Origin of the sequence: Streptomyces sp. V4I8, from assembly GCF_041261225.1 — a bacterium.
Lineage (GTDB): Bacteria > Actinomycetota > Actinomycetes > Streptomycetales > Streptomycetaceae > Streptomyces.
Window position 1 is genome coordinate 1,937,161 of sequence record NZ_JBGCCN010000001.1, and the last position, 22,726, is coordinate 1,959,886.

General features: G+C 69.2%; 20 protein-coding genes, 1 pseudogene and 1 riboswitch. Of the genes and pseudogenes, 5 read left to right on the forward strand and 16 right to left on the reverse strand.

Features of this window, described 5'->3' with window-relative positions; translation table 11 throughout:
* Positions 1-36: 36 nt before the first annotated feature.
* From ABIE67_RS08795 to ABIE67_RS08820, 6 genes and pseudogenes are all read right to left on the reverse strand, one after another.
* Positions 37-1,035, reverse strand: coding sequence for a carbohydrate ABC transporter permease (locus ABIE67_RS08795; RefSeq protein WP_370255735.1), 999 nt, complete (start codon positions 1,033-1,035; stop codon positions 37-39).
* Positions 1,036-1,041: 6 nt separating this feature from the next.
* Complete coding sequence (locus ABIE67_RS08800) at positions 1,042-2,337, reverse strand: extracellular solute-binding protein (protein ID WP_370255736.1); 1,296 nt, start codon at positions 2,335-2,337, stop codon at positions 1,042-1,044.
* A 221-nt stretch (positions 2,338-2,558) separates the two neighbouring features.
* Positions 2,559-3,155 (reverse strand): annotated as a pseudogene (locus ABIE67_RS08805) (hypothetical protein); the annotation flags it as partial.
* 205 nt (positions 3,156-3,360) lie between these two features.
* Positions 3,361-4,152, reverse strand: coding sequence for an ABC transporter permease (locus ABIE67_RS08810; protein ID WP_370255737.1), 792 nt, complete (start codon positions 4,150-4,152; stop codon positions 3,361-3,363).
* A complete protein-coding gene (locus ABIE67_RS08815) occupies positions 4,149-5,162 on the reverse strand; it encodes an ATP-binding cassette domain-containing protein (RefSeq protein ID WP_370255738.1) in 1,014 nt (337 codons plus the stop codon). Before ABIE67_RS08815 ends, ABIE67_RS08810 begins: the two co-directional genes overlap by 4 nt.
* 17 nt (positions 5,163-5,179) lie before the next feature.
* Positions 5,180-5,851, reverse strand: coding sequence for a DUF4097 family beta strand repeat-containing protein (locus tag ABIE67_RS08820; protein ID WP_370255739.1), 672 nt, complete (start codon positions 5,849-5,851; stop codon positions 5,180-5,182).
* Between the two features lie 253 nt (positions 5,852-6,104).
* Between ABIE67_RS08820 and ABIE67_RS08825 the strand changes: the two genes are divergently transcribed.
* The 3 genes from ABIE67_RS08825 (at position 6,105) to ABIE67_RS08835 (ending at position 9,778) form a co-directional block, all read left to right on the forward strand.
* On the forward strand, positions 6,105-6,875 hold the full coding sequence (locus ABIE67_RS08825) for a helix-turn-helix domain-containing protein (RefSeq protein WP_370255740.1): 771 nt from the start codon (positions 6,105-6,107) through the stop codon (positions 6,873-6,875).
* A 306-nt stretch (positions 6,876-7,181) separates the two neighbouring features.
* The gene (locus ABIE67_RS08830) at positions 7,182-9,155 is read left to right on the forward strand and encodes an amino acid transporter (protein WP_370255741.1); all 1,974 of its coding nucleotides are present in this window, start codon (positions 7,182-7,184) and stop codon (positions 9,153-9,155) included.
* A gap of 101 nt (positions 9,156-9,256) precedes the next feature.
* The gene (locus ABIE67_RS08835) at positions 9,257-9,778 is read left to right on the forward strand and encodes a hypothetical protein (RefSeq protein WP_370255742.1); all 522 of its coding nucleotides are present in this window, start codon (positions 9,257-9,259) and stop codon (positions 9,776-9,778) included.
* Here ABIE67_RS08835 and ABIE67_RS08840 read toward each other — a convergent pair.
* Entirely contained in the window at positions 9,756-10,337 is a 582-nt protein-coding gene (locus ABIE67_RS08840; protein WP_370255743.1) for a DUF1707 domain-containing protein, read from the reverse strand. The two genes, ABIE67_RS08835 and ABIE67_RS08840, sit on opposite strands and share 23 nt — an antisense overlap.
* Before the next feature lie 284 nt (positions 10,338-10,621).
* Between ABIE67_RS08840 and ABIE67_RS08845 the strand changes: the two genes are divergently transcribed.
* Complete coding sequence (locus ABIE67_RS08845) at positions 10,622-11,041, forward strand: molybdopterin-binding protein (RefSeq protein ID WP_370255744.1); 420 nt, start codon at positions 10,622-10,624, stop codon at positions 11,039-11,041.
* Positions 11,042-11,185: 144 nt separating this feature from the next.
* Here ABIE67_RS08845 and gcvP read toward each other — a convergent pair whose 3' ends face one another.
* Positions 11,186-14,071 (reverse strand): aminomethyl-transferring glycine dehydrogenase, encoded by a 2,886-nt coding sequence (gcvP, locus tag ABIE67_RS08850; RefSeq protein ID WP_370255745.1) that lies wholly within the window; start codon positions 14,069-14,071, stop codon positions 11,186-11,188.
* 176 nt (positions 14,072-14,247) lie between these two features.
* Positions 14,248-14,344, reverse strand: a riboswitch (glycine riboswitch).
* Between the two features lie 113 nt (positions 14,345-14,457).
* Here gcvP and ABIE67_RS08855 point away from each other — a divergent pair.
* Positions 14,458-14,868: a PRC-barrel domain-containing protein gene (locus ABIE67_RS08855; protein ID WP_370255746.1), complete on the forward strand. Its 411-nt coding sequence runs from the start codon at positions 14,458-14,460 to the stop codon at positions 14,866-14,868.
* Between the two features lie 940 nt (positions 14,869-15,808).
* Here ABIE67_RS08855 and ABIE67_RS08860 read toward each other — a convergent pair.
* From ABIE67_RS08860 to ABIE67_RS08895, 8 genes are all read right to left on the reverse strand, one after another.
* A complete protein-coding gene (locus tag ABIE67_RS08860; RefSeq protein ID WP_370255747.1) occupies positions 15,809-17,335 on the reverse strand; it encodes a DNA polymerase IV in 1,527 nt (508 codons plus the stop codon).
* Between the two features lie 105 nt (positions 17,336-17,440).
* On the reverse strand, positions 17,441-18,103 hold the full coding sequence (locus tag ABIE67_RS08865) for a MerR family transcriptional regulator (protein WP_370255748.1): 663 nt from the start codon (positions 18,101-18,103) through the stop codon (positions 17,441-17,443).
* 221 nt (positions 18,104-18,324) lie between these two features.
* Positions 18,325-18,798, reverse strand: a complete 474-nt coding sequence (locus ABIE67_RS08870; protein WP_004002801.1) for a bifunctional nuclease family protein — start codon at positions 18,796-18,798, stop codon at positions 18,325-18,327.
* A gap of 85 nt (positions 18,799-18,883) precedes the next feature.
* A complete protein-coding gene (locus tag ABIE67_RS08875) occupies positions 18,884-19,621 on the reverse strand; it encodes a MerR family transcriptional regulator (protein ID WP_370255749.1) in 738 nt (245 codons plus the stop codon).
* A gap of 41 nt (positions 19,622-19,662) precedes the next feature.
* Positions 19,663-20,568, reverse strand: a complete 906-nt coding sequence (locus ABIE67_RS08880; RefSeq protein ID WP_370255750.1) for an FHA domain-containing protein — start codon at positions 20,566-20,568, stop codon at positions 19,663-19,665.
* A gap of 61 nt (positions 20,569-20,629) precedes the next feature.
* A complete protein-coding gene (locus ABIE67_RS08885) occupies positions 20,630-21,469 on the reverse strand; it encodes a DUF881 domain-containing protein (RefSeq protein ID WP_370255751.1) in 840 nt (279 codons plus the stop codon).
* A gap of 5 nt (positions 21,470-21,474) precedes the next feature.
* Entirely contained in the window at positions 21,475-21,807 is a 333-nt protein-coding gene (locus ABIE67_RS08890) for a small basic family protein (RefSeq protein ID WP_003988855.1), read from the reverse strand.
* Positions 21,804-22,709, reverse strand: a complete 906-nt coding sequence (locus ABIE67_RS08895; RefSeq protein WP_370255752.1) for a DUF881 domain-containing protein — start codon at positions 22,707-22,709, stop codon at positions 21,804-21,806. Before ABIE67_RS08895 ends, ABIE67_RS08890 begins: the two co-directional genes overlap by 4 nt.
* Positions 22,710-22,726: the final 17 nt, after the last annotated feature.

Genomic DNA, 22,726 nt, shown 5'->3' on the forward strand with positions numbered 1-22,726 from the left:
CGGCGGTCCCGCCGGTCTTCTTGCCGGATCCGGCCGTCACTTGGCGCCGCCCCTCATCGTCGTGGTGGCCCCTTCGAGGTCGCGGCGGAGCACGAACCGCTGGTAGGCGAGGGCGAAGACGAGGCTGATGCCGAACATGACCACGCTGATCGCGCTGGCGTAGCCGACCTGGTAGCGCTTGAAGCCGTACTGGAACATGGTCACGGCCATCGTCTCGGAGTGGTGGTCCGGGCCGCCCGCGGTGGTCACCCAGACCAGGTCGAAGAGCTGGATCGACCCGATCACGGACAGGAACACGCTGATCCGCAGGGTGGGCGCGAGGAGCGGCAGGGTGACGCTGCGGAAGCGCTGCCAGGCGCCGGCGCCGTCGATCAGCGCGGCCTCGGTCAACTCCCGGGGGATGGACTGGAGTCCGGCCAGGTACAGCATCATGTGGAAGCCGAAGTACTTCCACGTCATGACCAGGAAGAGGGTGGCCATCACGGTGGACGGGGCGGCGAACCACTCACCGCCCAGCCCGTCGAGACCGATGCGGCCCAGGATCCGGTCGGCGAAGCCGTCGTCGGGGGCGAAGATCATGCCGAACAGGACGCCGGTGATCGCCTCGGACAGGACGTACGGCCCGAAGAACAGCATCCGGTAGAAGGCCCGGCCGCGCAGCTTCTGGTTGAGCAGCACGGCCATGGCGAGCGCGAACGGCAGTTGGACGGCGAGCGACAGCACGACCAGGACCAGACAGCGCCACAGGTCTCCGAGGAAGACGGGGTCCTCGAAGAGCCGGGTGAAGTTGTCGGCGCCGATGTAGTCGGACGGCATGCCGAAGCCGCCCCAGCGGAAGAAGGCCGCGTACAGCGCGAACAGCATCGGCAGCAGCACGAGGACGAGGAAGAGCGCCAGGGCGGGCACCTGGAAGCCGACCGCGGTGAGCCAGTGCAGCGCGCGCCGCCGGGCCCGGCCCCGGGTCGCGCCGGCGGACGGGGGCGGGACGTCGGCGTCGGGGCCGGTCCGCTTGTCCGGCAGGAACGTGGAGGTCATCGCCGGCTACTGCTCTTCCTTCGCGGTCTGCGTGATCGACTCGGCGACCTGTTGCGGGGACTTGGACCCGGCGATGAGCGCGGCCACGCTGTCGTTGACCTCCTGGCCCACGGCGGGTGCGTACGCCTGGTCGAGATAGAGCTGGAAGCCGGTGGCGGCCTTCAACTGTGCCTGTACGGCCTTGATGTTGGGGTCGGTGATGGCGCTCTCGGCCGCCGGGAGCACCGGGAGGATGCCGGTCTTCTTGACCAGCTCCACGTCCGTGGCCTCCGAGGCGAAGAACTTCAGGAAGTCGACGGCGGCCTGCGGAGCCCCGCTGCGCAGGGCGTGCCCGCCGCCTCCGCCGAACACCTCGGTGATCGCGCCCTTGCCGCCGTCGACCGCGGGGAACGGGAAGAAGCCGAGGTCGTCGCCGAGTCCCTTGCCGCTGTCCGCCTGGACGACCGGGGCCCACTGGCCCATGAGTTCCATCGCCGCCTTGCCGTTGCCGACGGCCGCGGCCTGCCCCGTGGGGCTGGAGTAGGCGGCGCCGAGGAAGCCCTTCTGGAACGGCTGGAGATCGACCAGCTCCTGGAGGTGCTGACCGGCCTGGACGAAGGGGTCGCCCGTGAAGTCCTTGTCGTCGTACGCCTTCTGGAGGGCGGAGGCGCCCGCCGTGCGCATCGAGAGGTAGGCCCAGTAGTACATGCCGGGCCACTTCTCCTTGCCGGCGAGGGCGAGCGGGGTGGTGCCCTTCGCCTTCAACTTCCGTACGGTGTCGAGGAATCCGCTCCATGTGGTCGGCGGCTCGGTGATGCCCGCGTCCTTGAAGAGCGCCTTGTTGTACCAGAAGCCGATCATGCCGATGTCGAACGGGATGCCGTACACCTTCTCGTCGAGGAGGTAAGGCTCCTTGGCGACCGGCAGCAGCCCGTCGGCGAAGTCCTTGGTGCGGTCGGTCAGATCCTCGACGAGCCCGGCGTCGACCTGCTGCTTGAGGACCCCGCCGCCCCAGGTGTGGAAGATGTCGGGGAGCTTGCCGGAGGCGGTGAGCGCCGTCATCTTGGACTTGTAGGCGTCGTTCTCCATCTGGACGATCTTTACCTTGACCTTGGGGTTCTGGGCCTCGAACTTCTTGGCCAGCGCTGCCCAGACGCCCTTCGTCGGCTCGGTGGTGGAGATGTTCCACCACTCGATGGTGGTCGTGCCGTCCGACGACCCCCCGTCCGAGTCGCCACCGCAACCGCTCAGTGCCGTCATGCCCACACCGGCCGCGGCGGAGGCCGCCAGGAAGCCGCGGCGGGACAGTCCCGGGTCGCCCATCATGCGCTCCTCGAAAGTTTCGGAGTTAATCCAGAAAGCTGCGTTGCTGCCGCACCCTAGAGACAGCTCCCAAACGGTGGCAACCCCTTGTACGCGGTGAATCTGTCGCTGACGGTCAGGATGGACTCGCCTCTTGAGGGCCAACGAAACATTCGGTTCAGCTGGCGAACCTTACGCGACAGCATCGCCGCGTCGGCTACGACCGCTGCCGCCTACCGGCCTTACAGGCCCACGTCCCGGCGGCGGATGTCCTCCAGGGACTCTCGGCGGACCAGGAGCCGGGAGCCCGGCCGTCGTCGACGGCGACCACCGGTGAGCGGCCGACCAAGTTGTAGCCGGAGGCCTTGCACAGGTGGTAGGCACCGGCGGCCGGGACGGCGAGCAGGTCTCCGGGTCGGATTCGGCAGGGAGTTGGACGTCGGCGGCGACGACGTCACCCACCTCGCAGCGGCGACCGACCACGGTCACCGGGGCCGGGGCCGCGGTGACCGGCCGCGGTGCTGTGCCGGCCCACCAGCCGGGGTGCGTACTGGACGCCGTACAGGGCCGTACAGCGTGGGCCGGGGGTTGTCGCTCATGCCGCCGTCGACGGTGACGTAGGTGTGGGCTCCGGTGCGCTTCTGGTCGTCCGTGCCGGTGCGGATTTTCTCGTGGCCGCCGGCGCTGATGCCTGGCACGACGCGGACCATCACCTTCGGGTGACCGTCGGGTCCGACCGCCGCGGCCAGCCGGGCGATCTCCGAGGGGCTGTCGATGACGATCCGGCCGACCCCGAGGCGCAGGGCGGCGTCCAGATCGCGCGGGGACTTGGCGTTGCCGCGTCGGCGACCTCGGCGAGCGGCACCCCGCCGCGGTGCGCTGCCTTGACGGAACCCATACGCGTACCGGCGTACCGGCGTACCGGCGTACCGGGCCAGGAGGATGTCCCAGAAACGCCGACGGGCGGCGTACTCCGACGCGGTGTCGATGTACGCCGCCCTGAGCGGTACGAGGTGCGGGAGGTGGCCCGCGCGGTCATGGCGGTTACTTCGGGTCGCGGTTGAACACCGACTTCGACCAGAAGTAGCCGAGCGTGGTGAGAGCCAGGCACCAGGCGACCGCGAGCCACCCGTTGTGGCCGATCTCGGTGCCGAGCAGCAGCCCGCGGACGGTCTCGATGGCCGGCGTGAACGGCTGGTACTCGGCGATCGGCTGGAACCATCCCGGCATCGCGCCGACCGGGACGAAGGTGCTGGAGATGAGCGGCAGGAAGATGAGCGGCATCGCGTTGTTGCTGGCCGCCTCGGCGTTCGGGCTGACCAGGCCCATCCCGACCGCGATCCAGGTGAGCGCCAGGGCGAACAGCACGAGCAGCCCGAACGCCGCGATCCACTCCAGAGCCGTGGCATCCGTGGACCGGAAACCGATGGCCACACCGACGCCGGCGACGAGCACCACACTGATGACCGCCTGCAGCACACTGCCGATGACGTGCCCGATGAGCACGGACCCACGGTGGATGGCCATCGTGCGGAAGCGGGCGATGATGCCCTCGGTCATGTCGTTGGAGACGGACACCGCAGTACCGATCGTGGTGCTGCCGATGGTCATCAGCAGGAGTCCGGGCACGAGAAACGCGATGTACTCGGAGCGGTCGGCGCCGCCACCGCCGATGCCCGCGCTCATGGTGTCGCCGAATATGTAGACGAACAACAGCAGCAGCATGATCGGCGTCAGCAGCAGGTTCAGGGTGAGGGACGGGTAGCGCCGGGCGTGCAGGAGGTTGCGGCGCAGCATCGTGGAGGAATCGCGTACGGCGAGGGAGAGGGAACTCATCGGACAGCCTCCTTGGGCTGGTTGGGCTGGGTGGGCTGATTCGGGTCGTTGGACTGGTTCGGCTGGTTGGACTGGTTCGGCACGGTGCTGCCGGTCAGGGCGAAGAAGACGTCGTCGAGGTCGGGGGTGTGGACGGTCAGCTCGTCCGCCTCGATGCCGGCCGAGTCCAGTCGGTCGAGGATGGCGCGCAGTTCGCGCTGGGTGCCGCCGCTGGGGATCTCCAGCGTCAGTGCCTCGTCGTCCCGGGTGACCTCGCGCAGGGCGAGGGCGGCGCTCTGGTACGCGGCCGGGTCGGCGAAGCGCAGCCGCACATGTCCCCCCGGGATGAGCCGCTTGAGCTCCTCGGCGGTGCCCTGAGCGGCGATCTTGCCGTCGTTGAGGACTGCGATGCGGTCGGCGAGCTGGTCGGCCTCCTCCAGGTACTGGGTGGTGAGGAAGACGGTGACGCCGTCGGAGACCAGTTCGCGGATGATCTGCCACATGTTGTGCCGGGAGCGCGGGTCGAGACCGGTGGTCGGCTCATCGAGGAAGATGATCCGCGGGCTGCCGACCAGCGTCATGGCGATGTCGAGGCGGCGCTTCATACCGCCGGAGTAGGTGGAGGCGGGCTTCTTCGCCGCCTCGACCAGATCGAAACGCTCCAGCAACTCGGCGGCGGTCCGCCTGCCCGCGCTTCGGGAGAGGTGGTGCAGGTCCGCCATGAGGAGCATGTTCTCCTCGCCGGTGATCAGCCCGTCCACGGCGGAGAACTGCCCGGTGACACCGATCGCGCCCCGAACCGCCTGGGGGTCGGCGGCCAGATCGTGGCCGCCGATGTGGATGTCGCCCGTGCCCGGGTCGGCGGAGATCAGAGTGGAGAGGATCTTCACTGCGGTGGTCTTGCCGGCGCCGTTCGGGCCCAGCAGGGAGAAGATCGTTCCTTCGGGGACGGCCAGGTCGACGCCGTCGAGCACGACCTTGCCGCCGTAGGACTTGCGCAGCCCGTTCGCCGCGATAGCCAGATTGGTCATGACGGATGGCTCCTTCTTCACAGGCTGCGGGCGGTGATGTCGCCGTGGTCGGTGGTGGCGTGGATGGTCAGGCCGGCGGCGTCGCCGTCGCTGTTCTTGAGCGTGTTGTGGATGCGGCCGTGGCCGGTGCCGGCGTCCAGGGAGGCGGAGGCTTCGCGGGCGGCGTCGATGGAGATGTCGCCCATCCGGGTGCGCAGGACGACCGCGCCGCGCTCGGCCTCGGTGATGCGGATGTCGCCCCGCTGGGTGCTGATCTCCGCCGGGCCGGAAAGCCGGCCGAGGGTGACGTCACCGTCCTGCAGGGTCAGCCGGACCCTCGCGGCCTCGTCGAGCTTGACCGGCCCCTGCGCCCCCTCGAAGGCGACATCACCGAGCCGTCCCACGCCGCGGAGTTCGGCGGCCGCCGCCTTCACCTCGACGCCGGATCCGGCGGGCAGCTGAACGGTGACCTCGACGGCGCCGGAGGGGCCGAAGTACTGGTTCTTCGCCTGCGGGGCCTCGATCCGCAAAACCCCGCCGTCGTAGGCGACCCGGACCTGCTCCGCGGCCTTGACGTCGCGGCTCTTGCCGGCATCCGCGGGCAGGACCTCGACGGTGGTGTCGGCCCGGTCGGCGGCGATGAACCGGATGCGGCCCGCGGGGAGCTCGAGGGCGGCGGAGATGGGGGCGGGGGTGTCGAACTTCTGCATGATGCTCTCCTCTTGCAGCTGCAGCTGCCGTCGCAGCTGTCGTTGCCGTTGCCGTTTCTGACACCGGAAACGCTACGTTGCGTTCAAGGATGCGGCAACAAGTTCGTTGCGAATAAACTTCATCAGTGCAGCTCAGAGCACAAGTATCGTTGCAACAGAGTTAAAACTAACGCAACAGCAATCGCCCGCTCGTTGCAATAGATGGAGAGTGAACGCTATGCTGAAGGCTCCAAGGAGCACGAAGGAGATCGCGATGCCGGGAGGCAGGCTCACTCAGCAGGAACGTCAGCAGATCGCGCTGGGGGTGGCCGACGGGCTCGCCTACGCGGAGATCGCCAGACGCCTCGACCGCCCCACCTCGACCGTCACACGCGAGGTCATGCGCAACGGCGGCCCCACCGCGTACCGCGCCGACCTCGCCCACCGCGCCACCGAACGTCGCGCCCATCGACGCAGGCAGTCCACGCCCCGAGGGTCGCAGGCGCCGGCACAGGCCGACGGACGAGACGCCGAGGCCGTGCGCGAGTACGAGGAGGCGTGGACCACCCTCCTCATGCAGCAGGGCCTGCCGAAGATGATGTCCCGGGTGCTGACCTGCCTCTACACCTCCGACGCGGGCAGCCTCACCGCATCCGAACTCGTCCAGCGCCTCGAGGTCAGCCCGGCGTCCGTCTCCAAAGCGATCACGTTCCTGGAAAGCCAGGGCCTCATCCGCCGGGAACGCGACGAACGCCGCCGCGAGCGCTACATCGTCGACGACGACGTCTGGTACCAGGGGATGATCGCCAGCGCACAGTCCAACGCCCAGCTCGCCGAGACCGCCCGGCAGGGTGTCAGCATCCTCGGACCCGACACCCCGGCCGCCACCCGCCTGGAGAACATCGCCCGCTTCGTCGATTTCGTCGCCGAGAGCATGACCCGCGCCGCGGAGCAGGCCCGCGACATCCTCTCCACGAAGCCGGAAACGACCTCGGGCAGCACGACCGAGCCGAGTTCGGTGACCGCGCCGGATCCGTCAGCCTGAACGGCCGGGAAGCTCATGGCCCATGGCCCATGACGCTGAGTATCCGTCGGCCCTGAGACGGCCCGCACCCGGCCCGCACCCCGCCGTACAGCTCAACCACCGCCCAACCACCACCAACCACCCCTGGAACTCGCTTCTTGCTGTGCGCCCACCTCCGACATGGCGAGTCTTAACGGAAGCTTGACGCCACCACCCCCCCGATCCATGGGCCCATGCGTCACTCTCTGTTTACGCTGGTGCCGCCGTCCGCGTGATGGCCGGAACCACACGGCGACCCGCGCCGACCCGCACATCAGGAGCACGCCGATGGCCACGACCGAACACCCCCCGCCCAGTCGCCTGCGCGCCTGGATGCTGGAGGGCCTGTCCGACATGGGCAAAGGCCAGGGCAGCGGCCAAGGCCAGGGCCGCGAGGAACAGCAGCCCGAGTCCGAGCCGGAGCACAAGGGCCAGCCCTGGTACCGCGTCATGTGCCTCACCGGCGTCGACTACTTCTCGACCCTCGGCTACCAGCCGGGCATCGCGGCCCTCGCGGCGGGCCTGCTGTCACCCATCGCCACGATCGTGCTCGTGATCGTCACTCTGGCCGGAGCCCTGCCCGTGTACCGGCGCGTGGCCGAGGAGAGTCCCCACGGCCAGGGCTCGATCGCGATGCTGGAACGGCTCCTGACCTTCTGGAAGGGCAAGCTCTTCGTCCTGACCCTGCTCGGCTTCGCCGCCACCGACTTCCTGATCACCATCACCCTGTCGGCGGCCGACGCCTCGACCCACCTGGTCGAGAACCCGCATCTGAACAGCGCCCTGCACGACAAGCAGATGCTGATCACCCTCATCCTCGTGGCCCTGCTCGGCGCGGTCTTCCTCAAGGGCTTCCTGGAGGCCATCGGCGTCGCCGTCGCCCTGGTCGGCGCCTACCTCGTACTGAACGTCGTCGTCGTGGCCGTCGGCCTGTATCACGTCGTCACCGAGGGCCACGTGGTCACCGACTGGTCCAACGCCCTCACGGCCGAGCACGGCAACGTGTTCGTCATGATCGGCGTGGCCCTGATCGTCTTCCCCAAACTCGCGCTCGGCCTCTCCGGATTCGAGACCGGCGTCGCCGTGATGCCGCACGTCAAGGGCGACCCCGGCGAGACCGAGGAGGAGCCGAAGGGCCGGATCCGGGACACGAAGAAGCTGCTCACCACCGCCGCCGTGATCATGAGCTGCTTCCTCATCGCGACGAGCTTCATCACCACGCTGCTGATCCCGGAGAAGGAGTTCGAGTCGAGTGGGCAGGCCAACGGCCGCGCGCTGGCGTTCCTCGCCCACGAGTACCTCGGTGGCGCCTTCGGCACGGTCTACGACGTCTCGACGATCGCCATCCTGTGGTTCGCCGGCGCCTCCGCCATGGCCGGGCTGCTCAATCTGATGCCCCGCTATCTGCCCCGTTACGGCATGGCCCCGCACTGGGCCCGCGCGGTGCGCCCGATGATCATCGTCTTCACCCTGGTCGCCTTCCTGGTCACCTGGATCTTCGACGCCGACGTCGACGCCCAGGGCGGCGCCTACGCCACCGGCGTGCTGGTCCTCATCAGCTCCGCCGCGATCGCCGTGACCATCGCGGCCCGCGAGGCCGGCCAGCGGAACTGGTTCATCGGCTTCGCGGTCATCTCGGCGGTGTTCCTCTACACGACCGTCGTGAACGTCATCGAGCGCCCCGACGGCGTGAAGATCGGCGCCTGCTTCATCGCCGGCATCATCCTGGTCTCGCTCCTGTCCCGACTGGCCCGCGCCTTCGAACTGCGCGTGACCGACGTGACGATGGACGACATGGCGGAACGTTTCGTCAGGGACATAGCCAGCCGCAAGATCCGGTTCATCGCCAATGAGCCCGACCGGCGGGACAAGGCCGAGTACCGCGACAAGATCGAGCAGATCCGGGCCGACAACGACGTCCCCGACCAGGAGGACTTCGTCTTCGTCGAGGTGACGGTCACCGACCCCTCCGAGTTCGAGGCCGGCCTGACCGTACGCGGCGAGGTTCTGCACAGCCGCTACCGCGTCCTGACCCTGGAGTCCTCCTCCATCCCCAACGCCCTGGCCGCGCTGCTCCTGCACGTCCGCGACACGACCGGCTGCATCCCGCACATCTACTTCGAGTGGACCGAGGGCACCCCCTTCGCCAACTTTCTGCGCTTCTTCCTCTTCGGCCAGGGCGAAGTCGCCCCGGTCACCCGGGAGGTGCTGCGCGAGGCCGAGCCGGACCGGGAGCGCAGGCCCCGGGTGCACACCGGCTGAAACGGCCGCGGCCATCAGGATCGCGTCAAGGTTGCACCGTAGGCGTCAGAGGACCGCAGGCACAGGGGCGTTCCGGCGCCGTGGCCCCTACCGTCTGCACTGTGCAGGGAAGCGGACCGCCTCCGGCCCCGACCGGCGACCGCCACTGGCGTGGCAGCGCCCGGTTCGCCCTGGGCTGCGCTCTGGCGTTCCTCGGCATGACCCTGCTGGTCGACCTGGACGGGGAGACCCTGACACCGGCCCGATCCCTGCTGTGGCTGGCCCTGACCGCCGTACTCTTCACGATCCTCCTCCCGCAGCGCGTGACCGCGGGCCCGGGCTGGCTGGAAGTGCGTGGCCTCTTACGACGGCAGGCGGTGCGCACGGACGAACTGGTGGCCGTACAGCAGCACGGCCGCGTCTCCGCCCTCCTGACCCTGCGCGACACGGACGGCTGCCGCCTGGACCTGGACCCACGCATCCTGGTCGCCAACCCGCTGCTGTGGCACGAGTTGGACACCGGTGTACGCCGCTCCCGCGAACGCGGCACGCTGCTCGAAGGCACGGACGTACTGGAACGGTTGGGGCGTCAGATCGACGACGCGACAGCGCAGGCGGTGCTCAGGGCATCGGGCTTCTTCTGAACGGCGTGCGCCGGGGCGGACCTACCACGACGCGCCCGAACTGCATCCGCCCGATGACCTCGACCCGCAGGACGACCGGCGCACCCGCATCGCCGGCCGGACGCGCCTTGACCTTGGCGTAGTCGACCACCAGCGCGTCGGTGTCCACGACGACGCCCGGCCGCGTGACCAGCTTGAGCGTGCCGCCACGCATGTCCAGGTCTATCCGCAGCGTCCCGGGGGCCATCACCGCCTGTGTGAAGTCGAGGGTCACATCGCCCCAGGACGACTCGATCTCCAGCCGCCGTGGCACCACCCAGCCCTCGCCCCGCACGGCCGAACCGCCCTGTTGCTCGATCCGGGCGAGCTCCTTGACGACAGCGCTCGCCGCCACCGGCAGATCCACGGTCAGCCCGGCCAAGTCGCCCACGGTGCGGGCGGAGAGGGCGGAAGTCACCCGTTCGTCCAACTCCTCCATGGTCAGCCGCCCGTCCGCCGCCGCGGCGTTGAGCACATCCACAGCGCGGTCCCGGTCCGCGTCCGACGCCCGCAACCCCGCACTCGAGAGCTCAGCCGACATACCCTCACCCCGTTCGCACCCCATCGACCGCACTAGCGCTATATCGCGTTATACCAAACGGCCAACCCCCGCCCGCAGTTCCCGGTCCGGCGCCGGCAAGGCCTCTCAGCGTTCTCGATCGAGCTCAGCCAGGCCTGGAGGTCGGCAGGGAGGACCGCGCGCGTGAAGTCGACGAACGTCCACATCGACCGCACGTAACCGGACACCCGACGCCCCTACGGTAGGGACCAGCCTTCCCAAATCCCCAAAAACCACACAACCCCACCGTCTGCGAGGCGTCCCCCATGAGCTTGAGCATCCGCAACCAGCTCCCCGGCACGATCACGGCCATCACCCCGGGCGAGGTCATGGCCACCGTCAAGGTCTACCTCAACGGCGGCCAGGACCTGACCGCCGCGATCACCCTGGACGCCGTAGAGGACCTCGGCCTGGCCGAAGGAACCGCCGTGACCGCTCTGGTCAAAGCGACGGAGATCTCCCTTGCCACCGCCCCGATCAAGAGCCTGTCCATCCGCAACCAGCTCCCCGGCACGGTCACCGGCATCGCCACGGGCGGCGCGATGGCATCGGTCAAGATCGCCGTGGCGGGCGCCGCACTGACGGCCGCCATCACCCGGGACGCCACCACCGACCTCGCCCTCGCCCCCGGAATGCCAGTCGTCGCGCTGGTCAAGGCGACGGAAGTGGCACTGACAACGGCATGAAACGCACAAGGGCTCCGTCCCGGCCACCTGCGGCCGGGACGGAGCCCTTGCTTTGCCTACGCCCGAGCGCCGGCCATGAGAGCGCCAGCCCGCCCTGCGGACGTCAGTGCACGTCAGCCCTGTGCAGGGTCAGCCCTGTGCACGTCAGCTCTCGTACGCGTCCATCGGCGGGCAGGAGCACACCAGGTTCCGGTCACCGAAGGCCTGGTCGATCCGGCGCACCGGCGGCCAGTACTTGTCGGCGGCCGACACCCCGGCCGGGAACACGGCCTCCTCACGGCTGTAGGCGTGCTCCCACGCCCCACCCAGCGCGCCCGCGGTGTGCGGAGCGTTCCGCAGCGGGTTGTCCTCGGCGGTCCACTCACCCGACCCGACCTTCTCGATCTCCGCGCGGATGGCGATCATCGCCTCGCAGAACCGGTCGAGTTCGGTCAGGTCCTCGGACTCGGTCGGCTCGATCATCAGCGTCCCGGCCACCGGGAACGACATCGTCGGCGCGTGGAAGCCGTAGTCGATGAGCCGCTTGGCCACGTCGTCGACGCTCACCCCGGTCGCCTTGGTCAGCGGCCGCAGATCGACGATGCACTCGTGCGCGACTAGCCCGCCCGGCCCCGTGTAGAGCACGGGGTAGTGCGGCTCCAGCCGCTTGGCGATGTAGTTGGCGGACAGCACGGCCACCTGGGTGGCCCGCTTGAGCCCCTCGCCACCCATGAGCCGTACGTACGCCCACGAGATCGGCAGGATCCCCGCGGAACCCCAGGGCGCGGCCGAGATCGGGCCGACACCCGTCTCCGGACCGGCCGCGGGCTGCATCGGGTGGTTCGGCAGGTACGGCGCGAGGTGCGCGCCCACGCCGACCGGGCCGACGCCGGGACCGCCGCCACCGTGCGGGATGCAGAAGGTCTTGTGCAGGTTCAGATGCGAGACGTCACCGCCGAAGTGGCCCGGCTTGGCAAGCCCCACCAGGGCGTTGAGGTTGGCTCCGTCGACGTACACCTGCCCGCCGGCCTCGTGCACCTGCGCACAGATGTCGGCGACATGCTCCTCGAACACACCATGCGTCGACGGGTACGTGATCATCAGCACCGACAGCTCGTCCCGGTGCTTCTCGATCTTCGCCCGCAGGTCCGCGATGTCGATCTCACCGTCCTCGGCGGTCTTCACGACGACGACCTTCATACCGGCCATCACGGCACTGGCGGCGTTCGTACCGTGCGCGGACGACGGGATGAGGCACACGGTCCGCTGCTCGTCGCCGTTGGCCCGGTGGTACCCGCGCACGGCGAGCAGCCCGGCCAGCTCACCCTGCGAACCGGCGTTGGGCTGCAGCGACACCTTGTCGTAGCCGGTGACCTCGGCGAGACGTTCCTCCAGCTCGCGGATGAGCGTCAGATAGCCCTGCGCCTGCTCGGCGGGCGCGAAGGGGTGCAGCTGCCCGAACTCCGGCCAGGTGACCGGCTCCATCTCGGTCGTCGCGTTCAGCTTCATCGTGCAGGACCCCAGCGGGATCATGCCCCGGTCCAGCGCGTAGTCGCGGTCGGCGAGCCTGCGCAGGTAGCGCAGCAACGCGGTCTCGGAACGGTACTGGTGGAAGACCGGATGCGTGAGGTACTCGTCGCTGCGCAGCAGCCCGCCCGCAAGCCCGTCCTCGGTCCCCGCGTCCAGTGCCTCGATGTCCCCCTCGACCCCGAACGCCGTCCATACGGCGCCCAGCTGGGCCCGGTTCGTGGTCTCGTCGCAGGCGATGGACACGTGGTCGGCGTCGACGAGGTGCAGGTTGACGCCGTTCTGCCGAGCGGCGGCGACGATCTCGGCGGCCTTCGAAGGCACCCGTACGGTCACCGTGTCGAAGTAGGAGCCATGCACGACGTCGACGCCACCGGCAGCGAGCCCGGCGGCCAGAACGGAGGCGTACCGATGAGTGCGCCGGGCGATGCCGCGCAGCCCCTCGGGCCCGTGGTAGACGGCGTACATTCCCGCCATCACGGCCAGCAGCACCTGCGCGGTACAGATGTTGCTGGTCGCCTTCTCCCGCCGGATGTGCTGCTCACGCGTCTGCAGAGCCAGCCGGTAGGCCTTGTTCCCATCGGCATCCACGGACACACCCACGAGCCGCCCGGGCAGGCTGCGCGCGAACTTCTCGTGTACGGCCATGTAGCCGGCGTGCGGCCCACCGAAGCCCATCGGCACACCGAACCGCTGCGTCGTCCCGACCGCGATGTCCGCCCCGAGCTCGCCGGGCGACTTCAGCAGCGTGAGCGCGAGCAGATCGGCGGCGACGGTGACGAGGGCACCCAGCTCATGGGCCTGCTCGATGACGGGCTTGATGTCCCGTACGACACCGGAGGCGCCCGGGTACTGAAGGAGCACGCCGTTGATCTCGCGCGAGGCGATCTCGGCCGGGATGCCGTCGCTGAGGTCGGCGACGACAACCTCGACCCCCGTCGGCTCGGCACGGGTCTCGATCACGGCGATGGTCTGCGGCAGCACATCCGCGTCGACCAGGAACAGCCCCTTCTTGTTCTTGCCCATGCGCCGGGACAGGGCCATGGCCTCGGCCGCCGCCGTCCCCTCGTCGAGCAGTGAGGCGCCGGAGGTCGGCAGTCCGGTGAGGTCGGCGACCATGGTCTGGAAGTTGAGCAGCGCCTCGAGCCGCCCCTGCGAGATCTCGGGCTGGTACGGCGTGTAGGCCGTGTACCAGGCGGGATTCTCCATGACATTGCGCAGGATGACCGGCGGGGTGAACGTCCCGTAGTACCCGAGCCCGATCATCGAGTCCAGCACCTGGTTGCGATCGGCGAGCGACCGCAGCTCGGCGAGCACCTCGGCCTCGGTACGCGCTCCCGGCAGATCTAGGGAGTCCGCGTTCTTGATCACATCCGGCACCGCGGCGGCGGTGAGCTCGTCGAGCGAGCCGTAGCCGACGTGGGCAAGCATCTTGGCCCGAGCCTCATGATCAGGACCAATATGACGCTGCTCGAACGGGATGCCCTGTTCGAGCTCGGAGAGCGGAATGCGATGGGCGGTCATTACGGAGGCCTCCTGGTCTGACACGACCTTCGAGGGGCACCACGGCTCGGGTACCCGGACGGCCTCCCCCTCTGTCATCTCAACCTGAGAGCTTCACCGGGTCACCACAGAGCGCCCGGCTTTCACCGTCGGTGAGAGCGGAAGCCGTAGACACCCGCCCTGCTTTCCAGAGTGACCTCGTCCGTGCGGTACGTGTGCCTGAGAGATTCCGGGGAGGATTTGCTCCTTCGGCGCCTCCGGATGGTGTCCGAAGGACTCTCCCGCACGGGGTCAGCGGCCGCTAGCAAGCCTACCAGCGGGCTCAACGCACTGACCTTCGAGTGGCCGCGCTCCCCGATGTGCCTTTTCGTAGTGCTTACGGATGAGTTGCGACCAGTGGAGGGCCCGTGCAGACCGACATCGATCCGCGCAATCTGATCGGCCGCAAGGCCTTCGACCGCAACGGCACCAAGATCGGCACCATCGACGAGGTCTACCTCGACGACGCGACCGGAGTACCGGAATGGGCGGCGATACGCACCGGCCTCTTCTCCCGGGACGCCTTCGTCCCCCTGGAGCCCAGCGAACTGGTCGAGGGCACCCTCCACGTCCCCTTCGAACGCGCCCTGATCAAGGACGCCCCCGACTTCGGCGTGGGCCGCCACCTCTCCCCCGAACAGGAACTCCAGCTCTACCACCACTACGGCCTCGACGTAGCCCCTCCGACGTCCCCACCCCCGGACCGCGACTTCGGCAACCTGGCAGGCGCGGAAACACCCGAAGACAACGGCCCCAGACCAACCCACCCCCACCCCTGACAACCTCTCCCCCACGCCCCCAGCAGCCTCCGCCCCTACACCACAGCCAGACCGCCTCACCCCACAGCTGGGGACGCCCTACAACACGAGCACCCCACCGACACCCCCCGGCCCGAGCCGCCCCACCGTGCGTGACAACGGCCGCACCTCAGGACGTCCCGCTTCACCGGCCCAGGGCGAACACCACCTCAGACCGACCCATCCCTCCCTGCGCGGCCGCGGAGACCCCCTCGGGAGGGGCCGCCCGACCACGCATAGCCGGGGGACCCCACCTCAGGACGGCCCACCCCAGAGGCACGGCTACCGACACCATTCCAGGATGTCGACCTCGCCGGCGCGACTGCTGAGACCGCCCCTAGGACCGCCCGCCCCGGCCGGTACGAGTGCCGACACCACCCCAGGACCGTCCACCCGGCCGGCGCGGCTGACAGGCGTCATCTCAGACGGCCCGCCCACTGGCATGTCTGCAGATGCCCCGCCAGGCCGACACCCCCGCTGTATGCAGCCGCAGACGCCACAGCAGGCCAGCCCACCCCGCCGTACGTAGCCGCAGACCCACCCCAGGCCGACCCACCCCACCGAACGAAGCCGCAGACCCACCCCAGGCCGACCCACCCCACCGGCCCGACTGCCGACACCGCCCCGGTAGCCCGTCCCCGTACCTAGCCCCGGACGCCCTCCAAGGCAGACCCGCCCGAGCAGCCCTAACTGCGGACACCACGAACGTCCGGCCGCCCCCAGCAGCCGTGGCTGCGCTCGCTTGCCGCCCACGTCCCCCGCAGCACGCGTAGCTGCGGGCAGTCGTGCCGCTGGGGCGGCACGGGTGGGCGCAGCGGCACCCCGCCAGCGCGGGGGCAAGCAACCCAACCCCCCACGGGGTCTGACGCCGCGCCAACGATGCCCCTGAACGCCAACGCCCATTCCACCCCCGTCCCCCTACCTACCCAGGCGCCACCGGCATGTCCCCCACTCCCCCATCACCCGCCCCCGCCCCCGCCAATCCAGCCTCCTCCGCTCCCAACGCCCCACCATCCCCACCAGCCCCAGATCCACCGAACCCCCTACGGCCCCCAGACCCCCCAGACCCAGAACCTCCAGAACCTCCAGGCCCCACAGGTCCACCCCCCACCAAAGGCAACGGCTCCGCCCCCTCCAACCCCGGATCATCAACCCGAAACGTCCGCACCCGCCCCGGCCCCGACTCAGGCGTCTCGAACCGCACAGTCACCCGCCCGACCCCACTCCCCTGCACCCACCCATGCCCGTACTCGACGTGGCGCACATCGTGCCCCGCCACCCACCGCCGCTCCACAGGCCCCGCAACCCTCTGCTCACCGACAAAGCCTGCCTCCCGCTCCTCCTCACCGTCCTCCACAGGATGCTCCGGGCTCTCCCCTGCCACCTGCGCGAACAAATCCTCCTGCGTGTAGTCGGCCAGTCCACTCACCCCGACCCCCAGCAGCCGTACTCCGCCCGTCGTGTCCACAGAATCCAGCAGCCGGGCCGCAGCCTCCCGCACCACCGCCGGATCATCCGTAGGCCCACGCAGCGTCTCGGACCGAGTCAGCGTGGAGAAGTCGTACCGCCGCACCTTCAGCACGATGGTCCGCCCCGACAACCCGGCCCCCCGCAACCGCCGCACACACCGGTCGGCCAGCCGCTGCACCTCCAGGCCCACCCGCACCCGGTCATGGATGTCCACGTCATACGTGTCCTCGACCGACACCGACTTGGCCTCCCGCTCCGCCACCACGGGCCGCTCGTCGTGTGCCAGCGCCATGGTGTACAGGGCATGCCCATGAGCCTTGCCCAGCAGCCGCACCAGCTCGTCCTCACCCGCCTCGGCGATCTCGTCCACCGTGTGGATCCCGGCCCGCCGCAGATGGTCCCCGGTCGCCGGCCCCACTCCCGGCAACGTCCGCACCGACATCGGCCCGAGCAAGGCCCGCTCCGTCCCCGGCTCGATCAGCACCAGCCCATTGGGCTTGGCCTGCTCCGAGGCGATCTTCGCCAGCATCTTGGACGCGGCCAGGCCGACCGACCCCGCGAGCCCGGTGACGGCCCGTATGTCGGCGCGCAGCCTCGACCCCACCAGCCGTGCCGACTCCTCGTCCCAGGCCGCCCCGCCCGCCTCCAGATCCACGAACGCCTCGTCCAGGCTCAACGGCTCCACCAGCGGCGACAGCTCCCGCAGCAGCCCCATCACCTGCTCACTGACCTCGCGGTAGATCCCGAAGCGCGGCACGAGATACGCGGCATTCGGCGCCAGCCGACGCGCCTGCGCCATGGGCATCGCCGAATGCACCCCGAACACCCGAGCCTCATAGGACGCGGTGGCGACGACTCCCCGCGGCCCGAGCCCGCCCACGATCACGGCCTTCCCGCGCAGGCTCGGCTTGGATGCCTGCTCCACCGAGGCGTAGAAGGCATCCATGTCGAGATGCAGGATCGTAGGCGCGTTCCTCACATGTCCGATGCTGCCTCACGCCACTGACAATGCCCTGCCACGACCGCCCGATCCGCCGCCGGTCAACCTCAACCGGCCACTGGGAGACACCCAGGCAGAACGAACTCAGACCGCCCGGTTACGCCGCCGAGCCAGCTCGTCCGCCGGATTGTGCCCGACCAGGGTCTCCCCGGTGTCGATCCGCTCCCCGTGCAGCTGCGACAAGGCACTCTCGACGTCCCGCCACACCACGCCCACGGCGATACCGAAGATGCCCTGTCCACCCTGGAGCAGCGCGTGCACCTCATCCGGCGAGGTGCACTCGTACACCGTCGCACCGTCGCTCATCAGCGTCATGCGCTCAAGGTCCCGAAAGCCCCGCTCCCGCAGATGCTGGACGGCGGTACGGATGTTCTGGAGCGAGACACCGGTGTCGAGGAACCGCTTGACGATCTTCAGGACGACGACGTCGCGGAAGCTGTACAGCCGCTGTGTCCCCGACCCGTAGGCGGGTCGCACGCTGGGCTCGACGAGGCCGGTGCGTGCCCAGTAGTCCAGTTGCCGGTAGGTGATACCGGCGGCCGCACACGCCGTCGGACCCCGGTAGCCGATCTGCTCGGTCTCCATGGACGCCGCCCCTCCGCCGCTGCTCGGCACGGCCGTCGGTCGCTGCGGAGCGTGATCGGCCGCGCTGCCCTGAAGCGGGCCGCCATGAAGCGGGTACGGACCGCTCGCCCCGAGACTGCGCCCCGGGGCACCCCCAGCCGTACCGTCGCCGCTGCTTCTCACGCCGACCTCCGTCCTTGACCTGCCTTCTCGACGGTAGGCAGTCACCGGGGGTGCGTCAACGATCGCCACACTCGGCACGCCGAGTGATAATCACCCTAGGAGTGGTTTCCCGTACCCCACCGCGGGGAAAGGCTAGCCGAATGCGCTCGGAGCGGGCCGCAGGACGCTCGCCCTCGCCATTGGCAAATGCCGGCATTTGAGCCGTAACCCGGCGGTGGGCCTCACTGGCTGCTGGTACCGAAGTCCTCCGGCGAGATCTGGTCGAGGAACTCGCGGAACTTCTCCACCTCGTCCTCCTGCTCGTCCGGGATCGCGATGCCGGCGTCGTCGAGCACGCCGTCGCTGCCGTAGATCGGCGTTCCAGTGCGCAGGGCCAGCGCTATGGCATCGGACGGGCGCGCGCTCACCTCGACGCCGCTGGCGAAGACCAGCTCGGCGTAAAAGACACCCTCACGCAGGTCCGTGATGCGTACTTCGGTGAGCTCCTGGCCGACGGCCTCCAGCACGTCCTTGAACAGGTCGTGGGTCAGCGGTCGCGCGGGGGCCATGCCCTGCTGGGCGAAGGCGATGGCCGTCGCCTCCCCCGGCCCGATCCAGATGGGGAGGTAGCGGTCGCCTCCCACTTCACGCAGGAGCACGATCGGTTGGTTGGAGGGCATTTCGACCCGGACACCTACGACATCGAGCTCGTTCACACAGCAACCCTAGGCCGTGCTCGGGACGTTTGGGTAGTCGGGCAGAGAACGGGTGGCCGATCCGGCCTTCCTGTGCATGCCCCGCTCAGGGCAGCCGCACCCCGAGAGCGGTCTGCACGAGCGCGGCGTGCAGCCTCACGGTCAGGCCCGCCAGCTCCTTCGCGCGCGCCTCGGCGTGCGCCCTGGTCTGTGGGTTGCGGTGCCGCCTCAACGGCGCCACGACCTGGTCCACGAGCCCCGCCTCACGGTCTGCGGCGGCCTTCATCACCCGCAGGTGCCTTGGCTCGATCCCGAACCGCCCCAGCTCGGCGACGAGCGAGGCCACGGTGACGGCCTCCGCCTCGTACGCCCCGTCCGGCAGCGGCGTGATCAGGCCGTACGACTCCCACTCCACGAGTTCCTGCTCACCGATCTCGGCGGCGGAAAGCAGCGCGGCCCGCCCGATGCGGGCAGGCGTGAGCGGCTCGACGGGCTCCAGGACCGTTTCTCCATCACGCTGACGGCACACGGTCGGCAGCGGCGCGGCCTCGCCGCGCTCCATGGCGTCCAGGTGCTCGCGGATCACCTTGAGTGGCAGATAGTGGTCCCGCTGCATCCGCAGGACGTGGCCGAGCCGCTCGACGTCCTGCGCGCTGAACTTGCGATACCCCGAGGGGGTCCGCTGCGGCTCGACAAGACCCTCTGCCTCCAGGAAGCGGATCTTGGAGATGGTGATGTCAGGGAACTCCGTACGCAGCACGTTCAGCACCGCGCCGATGCTCATCAGCCGACCGTCCGTGGCGGCGGTGCCGTGCCCGGCACCGCCGCTCGGTGATTTCAGCATGAACCTTCCCTGGGTCTCCCCGGACGGGCTCCGGGGGAGGGTCAGTAGCCCCCCTGGCTCGCGTAGAACACCAGCCGGTACTTGCCGATCTGCACCTCGTCACCGTTGTTCAGAGCGACCTGGTCGATCCGCTCGCGATTGACGTAGGTGCCGTTCAGGCTGCCTACGTCGGCCACGGTGAACGAACCGTCCTGGCCGCGGCGGAACTCCACGTGCCGACGCGAGACCGTGACGTCGTCGAGGAAGATGTCACTCTGCGGATGGCGACCGGCCGTGGTCAGTTCGCCGTCCAGGAGGAAGCGGCTGCCCGAGTTCGGACCGCGGCGCACCACCAGGAGCGCGGAGCCCAGCGGCAGCGCGTCCACGGCGGCCTGGGCCTCGGGCGACAACGCCGGGATCGCCGTCTGACCGGTTGCCTCGGCGTCGTAGGCCTCGAGACCGGAGATGGAGATCGTGGAGGTCGTCTCGGACGGGCGCTCGGGCGCCGCACCGGCCCGCAGCGGCGCGCCACAGTTGGAACAGAAGCGGCTGTTCTCCGCGTTGCGGTTACCGCACCTCGTACACACCAGGGCCGACATCGGGGAAAACCCTCCACCCGTACTTGAGGTTGACGGTTGCCCGAAACCTATGCCTCCGGACTGGCCAGGGTCAACCGACGGCGCGCCCTGACCTCCGGAAATGTCACCGCCCGGCCCAGACACCTGGTCCCGGAACAGGGGACGCTGGCCCTCTTCGTCCCCCTGTGCGCGGTGCCGAGCGGTCGCGTTGCCGCTACCCTCTCGCGCGCTCTTGCCGAACAACTTCGCAAACAACTTCACGGGCGATTCCCCTTGACCGAAACAGACCCGCCCGTGGGGCAGGACGAACCCTGACTGCACTCTCTGAACGACCCGGACATCCTCACAACGTCCGTCTCCACCAGACAGTTTCCACCACGCACCACCCATTCGGTGCGCCGACCCCCCGCAACCTCATGCCCTCGCCGGACGTCCCCCATGCACCCCCGGTTCACTGCGAGGACGACCGAGCGTAGTCAGGCCGCTTCACCGCTCGCAAGGCGTCCACGACGATCTTGTCCGACCGCTCGATCGTCACGGTGGCCTGCTCCTTCTCGAGGGTCTGCACCACGCCTCCAGGGATGTTGAGCGCCGGTTCGAGGTCCTGCGGCTTGCCGATGACCTTGAAACGATAGGGAGCGTTGATCTTGTTCCCGTCGACGCCCACGCTGTTGCCCGAATCGGTCAGATAGGTGCTGGCGACGACGCGTACGCCGTTCACCTGGATCGCTTCCGCGCCGGCAGCGCGCAGTTCCTGGATCGCGTCGAGCAGCATGTCCGCTTCGACCGTCCCCTTCGTGTCGTCGATGGTCATCGTGATGCCAGGTCCCTGCGCGGCCACTGTGCCCGCCAGAATGCCGAGTTGCCTCTCCTTCTCGACCGTCTGCTTACGGGCCTCCTCAGCCTGGTTCGAACTGTTCTCCAGTTCGTCGCGCTGCTTCTCCAGACCTTGCTTCTCGTCCTCAAGACGCTGAGTACGGTCATCCAGTTCATCGAGGATGCGAACGAGATCTTCCTGACGTGCCCCACGCAGAGCACTGTCACCGTCACTGTTCGACGCGACCTGGACGGCCAGACCGAAGCCCAGGCCGAACAACAGCAGGGCGACGATGAGTTGGGCCCTGGTGACCCGGGGCGGCCACAGCCCCTTCGCGAGCCGCTGCCGACCGGTCAACTGGGGCGGCTGCTCCTCGGGAGCGGCGTCCACGGCCTCCGTAGCGCCGGCGGCCGGAACTTCCTCCGGCAGCTCCTTGCGCAGCCTGTTCTCCGCGGCCTCGTCGTGGTTGCTCATCGGCCTCACGCCCGGAACACGTGCCGGCGAATCGCCGCGGCGTTCGAGAAGATACGGATGCCGAGCACGACGACGACCCCCGTGGACAGCTGGGCTCCCACACCCAACTTGTCGCCCAGGAACACGATCAGCGCGGCCACGACCACGTTGGACAGGAACGACACGACGAAGACCTTGTCGTCGAAGATCCCGTCGAGCATGGCCCGCAGACCGCCGAAGACGGCGTCGAGAGCCGCCACGACGGCGATCGGCAGATAAGGCTCGACGACCGCCGGAACCTCAGGCCGGACCAACAGGCCGGCCACGACTCCCACGACGAGGCCCAGTACGGCGATCACGATGTGCCCTTCTCGGTTTTCTCGATGTTCGGCTGTGCTGTACGTACGATCACACTCGGTGCGGCGGGCAGCCGGAGGTCGTCCTGCACGGAAATGCTGGTCCGGATCCCGAAGTTCTCCTGCAAGGCGTGCAGATAAAGCCCGTCGGCGCTGTCCTGGAACCTGGCGCTCAGTCGCTCACCGTCCCCCACCGCGAGCACCGTGTACGGCGGAACCAGCGGCCTGTTGTCGACCAGTATCGCGTCACCCGCGGCCCTGATCGCCGACAGGGCCGTCAGCCGCTGCCCGTTGATCGAGATAGCCTCCGCGCCCGACTCCCACAGCCCGTTGACCACCCGCTGCATATCGCGGTCGCGCACCCGGCCGGTGTCGGAGAACCCGGACGTCCCGCGCGGGTCGCCGTCGCCGCCGGAGCCGGCCTCCTTGGCGTCGTTCACGACCAGTTTCACGCCGGGCCCGTGCACCTCGACGGAGCCCGCCAGGATGCCCACGAGCTGAGCCTGATCACTGTCGCCGGTCGCCTTCAGCGCCTCCCGCTGCCGCGCGCTCACATCGTCGCGCAGCTTGTCGACGCTCGCCTCCAGCCGGTCCGCCGCGGCGGTCTCCCGGTCGATGCGGTCGACCAGCTCCTCGCGCTCCTTGGCCACGACGGGCGCCGCCACCCGCGCCTGCGCGGCTCCCACGGTCACCACGAGCGCCGCGAGCACCAGGCCCGCCGCGAGTCCCAGCTTCGCCCTGAGCGTCTTCGGTAGACCTCCGTCACCTGCGGCCTGCTTACGCGCCGCTGCCTCGGCGTAGCCGTCGTCGAGGCTGTGATCCATGACGTTGGTGAGCAGCGACATGGACGCGTCCGGACGCGTGGGGGGCGTAGGTGTGCTCCGAACGGGGGGCTGCTGCGGCATGCCGCACATCGTCGCAC